4 protein-coding genes and 1 pseudogene are annotated in these 4067 nt (G+C 70.0%); 3 read left to right on the plus strand and 2 right to left on the minus strand.

The features are described from left to right. Positions 1-264, plus strand: a pseudogene (locus tag G6027_RS18850) (hypothetical protein); the annotation flags it as partial. A gap of 31 nt (positions 265-295) precedes the next feature. Here the strand turns inward: G6027_RS18850 and G6027_RS11715 are convergent. Both G6027_RS11715 and G6027_RS11720 read right to left on the minus strand, forming a co-directional pair. Then, a complete protein-coding gene (locus G6027_RS11715) occupies positions 296-955 on the minus strand; it encodes a TrkA family potassium uptake protein (RefSeq protein WP_182637337.1) in 660 nt (219 codons plus the stop codon). Positions 956-1061: 106 nt separating this feature from the next. After that, the gene (locus G6027_RS11720) at positions 1062-1724 is read right to left on the minus strand and encodes a TrkA family potassium uptake protein (RefSeq protein WP_182637336.1); all 663 of its coding nucleotides are present in this window, start codon (positions 1722-1724) and stop codon (positions 1062-1064) included. A gap of 113 nt (positions 1725-1837) precedes the next feature. Between G6027_RS11720 and G6027_RS11725 the strand changes: the two genes are divergently transcribed. Together G6027_RS11725 and G6027_RS11730 are read left to right on the plus strand one after the other, a co-directional pair. After that, positions 1838-3829 (plus strand): amino acid permease, encoded by a 1992-nt coding sequence (locus G6027_RS11725; RefSeq protein WP_182637338.1) that lies wholly within the window; start codon positions 1838-1840, stop codon positions 3827-3829. Continuing rightward, positions 3826-4067: TRAM domain-containing protein (locus G6027_RS11730; protein WP_346995710.1), on the plus strand; the 242-nt coding region annotated here is incomplete at its 3' end. The genes G6027_RS11725 and G6027_RS11730, both read left to right, overlap by 4 nt.

Below are 4067 nucleotides of genomic sequence, written 5' to 3' on the forward strand. Positions count from 1 at the left end.
GGAGCGGGACGGGGCGGCGGTGCCGGAGCCCCGGGACACCGGGCAATCGGCCTCCCGTGGCGCCGACGTGCGGACACCGGCCCCGCGTTGCGCATGGAGGCCGCCTACTGCGCGGAGGTTGTCGGGATGACACTCGAGGCTATGGGTGTCCTGCTGCCGGCCGGCGACGCCAGTTGGTACGACCCCGGCCGATTCTGGAGCGGAGACGCGCTGCCGCTCGCCCCGGGGTGGGACTACGGGCGGGAGGTCGCGGTCACCGTCCCCGGGGGCGAGAACCGGGTTCGTGGAGCGGGGGTCAGCCCCCGAGGATCGCGGTGCTCAGGTCCGCCTCCGCGGCCTCCGGCGCCACGACCAGCAACTCGTCGCCGGGTTCGAACGGCACGTCGGGTTCCGGGGCTATCACCCTTCCCCCGCGGAGGATCGCCACCAGCGCCACGTCCCGGGGGAACCGGACGCGGGAGACAGGTCTGCCCGCGAGGGGGGTCTGGTCCGGCAGGGTCACGCTCACCAGATTGGCACCGCCGCGCCGCAGGGTCATCAACCGCACGACGTCCCCGACGGAGACCGCCTCCTCCACCACGGAGACCATGAGCCGAGGGGTGGAGACGGCCACGTCGACGCCCCAGCGGTCGTCGAACAACCACTCGTTCCGGGGGTCGTTGACGCGGGCGACCACTCGGGGCACTGCGAATTCCGTCTTGGCCAGCAGGCTCACGACCAGGTTCACCTTGTCGTCACCGGTGGCCGCGACCACCACGTCGGATTCCTCCGCTCGGAGTCGTTCGAGGAAGCTCAGCTCGCACGCGTCCCCGACGAGCTGCCGGGCACCGTCAACCGCGTCGCGGTCGAACACCGCCGCGCGTTTGTCGACCAGCGTCACGGTGTGGTCGTTGGCCAGGAGTTCGCGTGCGATCGATCGTCCCACCACGCCGGCCCCGGCCACCAGAACGCGCATGGTGGAGGCGTGGAACGTGCGGGCGGGGGTGCGGTCCAGCAGACCGGCCCCGTCGGCGTAGTCGGGAACCGAGCCGTCGGGGTCGGGATCGTCGGCCACGGGTCGGTCAGTCATCAGAGGGTCCTCGCTCCAGGATGTCGTCGAGATCGTCGACCACGCCGGAGGGGACGGCGAGGTGGATCAGGTCATCCGCCTGCACGAGAGTGCCTCCGCCGGGGACCCGACACTCCCCGAAGCGGGTGAGCGCGACCACGGTGCCTCCGACCAGACCGGCGAGAGAGGCCAGTGTGGCCCCGACCCACACCGACGGAGGGACGACGGCGACCACCGACACCTCGCCGGTCTGTTCCCGCCAGACCACCGGGCTCGACCCGGACGTGATGTACCGGATGAGGCGGCCGGTGGCCCAGGGCACCGTGGCGACGGTGGGAATGCCCAGTCGCTCGTAGACCTCGGCGCGTCCGGCGTCGTAGATCCGGGCGATCACCCGCTCTACGCCGAAAGTCTCGCGGGCCACCCTCGCGGCGATGATGTTGGAGTTGTCCCCCGAGGAGACCGCCGCGAACGCGTCCGCCCCGTGCAGCCCGGCGTCGACGAGGACCTCGCGGTCGAAGCCGAGCCCGGTGACGGTGCGGCCGCGGAACTGCTCGGCCAACCGGGCGAACGACGCGGGGTCGCGGTCGATCACCACCACCTCGTGACCGCCCTCGTCGAGCTCGGTCGCGAGCGCCGCCCCGACACGCCCACAGCCCATGATGATGACCCTCATGGCGAGTACCGCTCCTCACGGTCCGCGACGCGCGGACCCGTGCGATCACGCTACCCTCGTCGACGGCGCTGTCCCTGCGGCACGCGGAGCCCTACGATGTGTCGGTGTCCAGGATCTCCAGGGTCTCCGTAGGAACCAAGCGCCTGCTGTTGGGGCGCCCCTTCCGCAGCGACACCACCGGGGACACCCCGCTGCGCAAGCGGATCGCGTTGCCGGTGTTCGCCTCGGACGCGTTGTCCTCGGTCGCCTACGCCCCCGAGGAGATCTTCCTCATCCTGTCGTTGGCCGGGTTGTCGGCCCTGGCGTTCACCCCGTGGGTCGGGCTCGCGGTGGCGGGCGTCATGGTGGTCGTGATCGCCTGCTACCGCCAGAACGTCCGCGCGTATCCATCCGGCGGGGGCGACTACGAGGTCGCCACCGTCAACCTCGGGCCGAACGCCGGACTGGGTGTCGGCGCGGCCCTGCTCATCGACTACGTGCTCACCGTGGCGGTGTCGATCTCGGCGGCGGCGGCCAACATCGGCTCCGCGATCCCGTTCGTGTACTCCCACGAGGTGGTGTTCGCCGTCATCGCGATCGTCCTGCTCACCGCGATCAACCTGCGGGGCATCCGGGAGTCCCGCGCGATGTTCGCGATCCCCGTCTACGCGTTCATGGCGGCGATGGCCGCACTGGTGGTGTGGGGACTGTTCCAGGTGGACGTACTGGGCCGTGAACTGAGAGCGGAGTCCGCGGGCTTCGAGCTCGTCACACCCGACGGTGTGGCGGTCACCGGGCTCGCACTCGCGTTCGTGGTGGCCAAGTCCTTCGCCTCGGGCTGCGCCGCGCTGACCGGAGTCGAGGCCATCCACAACGGGGTGCCCGCGTTCCGCAGTCCCCGGGCCAAGAACGCCGCGACGACACTGGTCATGCTCGGGGTGGTGTCCATCTCGTTCCTGCTCGGGCTCATCGTGCTGGCGAACCAGCTCGGGGTGCAGATCGCGGAGGACCCGGCCGCCCAACTGATCGGTGCACCGGAGGACTACCAGCAGAAGACGATGATCGCGCAGCTGGCCGACCCGGTCTTCGCGGGACTCCCGCTGGCCTTCTACGTGATCATGACCATCACCGCCCTCATCCTGGTGCTCGCGGCCAACACCGCGTTCAACGGCTTCCCCGTGCTCGCCTCGGTTCTCGCGCGCGACAAGTACCTGCCGAGACAGCTCGCCACGCGCGGTGACCGGCTCGCGTTCTCCAACGGGATCGTCCTGCTCGCCGTGGCGGCGATCGTCCTGGTCGTCGCCTTCGACGCGCAGGTCACCGTGCTCATCCAGCTCTACATCGTGGGGGTCTTCGTCGCCTTCACCCTCAGCCAGCTGGGGATGGTCCGCCACTGGACTCGGCGACTGGGCAGCGAACAGATCCCCGCCGTCCGGCGACGGGTGCAGCGCGCGCGGGCGGTCAACGCGGTCGGGTTCGTCCTCACCTCCGGTGTCCTGGTGATCGTCATGAGCACCAAGTTCTTCGCGGGCGCCTACATCGCGGTGCTGGCGATGCTGGCCGTGTTCGGGGTCATGAAGCTCATCCACCGTCACTACGAGTCCGTCGCGCGCGAACTCGAGGACTCGTCCTGGGAGGTCGTCCTCCCGAGCCGCACCCACTGTGTGGTTCTGGTGTCCAAGCTCCACCTGCCCACCCTCCGGGCCCTCGCCTATGCGCGGGCGACCAGACCGGACACCATCGAGGCGCTGACCGTGAACATCGAGACAGCTGAGACCCGGGTCCTGGTCCGCGAGTGGGAGAAGCGACGGATCTCCGTGCCGCTCAAGGTGGTGGAGTCGCCGTACCGGGAGATCAACCGGCCGGTGGTCGACTACGTCAAGCGACTGCGCGACCAGTCACCCAGGGACGTCGTGATCGTGTACATCCCGGAGTACGTGGTGGGGCACTGGTGGGAGCAGCTCCTGCACAACCAGAGCGCGCTTCGACTGAAGACCCGCCTGCTGTACGAGAGAGGCGTCATGGTGACCAGCGTCCCCTGGCAGCTGTCGTCCTCGGACGGCCGCGCGGAGCAGGCGCGCGACGAACCGATTATCGGGCGCTGGAGTGGACCGGAGGACCGATGACGCAGACGGAGAGAACCGAGTGGACGGGTCGTGTGCTCCACCTGCGCATCCAGGGCCCCGCGCAGGGCGGCGAGTTCGTGGCCCGGCACGAGGGAAGGGTGGTGTTCTGCCGGGGCGGGATCACGGGCGAACTGGTCGAGGTCGTGGTCGACGACGACCCTGGCCGCGCCTTCTGCCGCGGTACGGTGACGGCCGTTCTCGAGAGGTCCGAGGACCGGATCGAGCCGCTCTGCCCGGC

It is taken from the genome of Dietzia sp. SLG310A2-38A2 (genome assembly GCF_014145095.1).
GTDB lineage: Bacteria > Actinomycetota > Actinomycetes > Mycobacteriales > Mycobacteriaceae > Dietzia.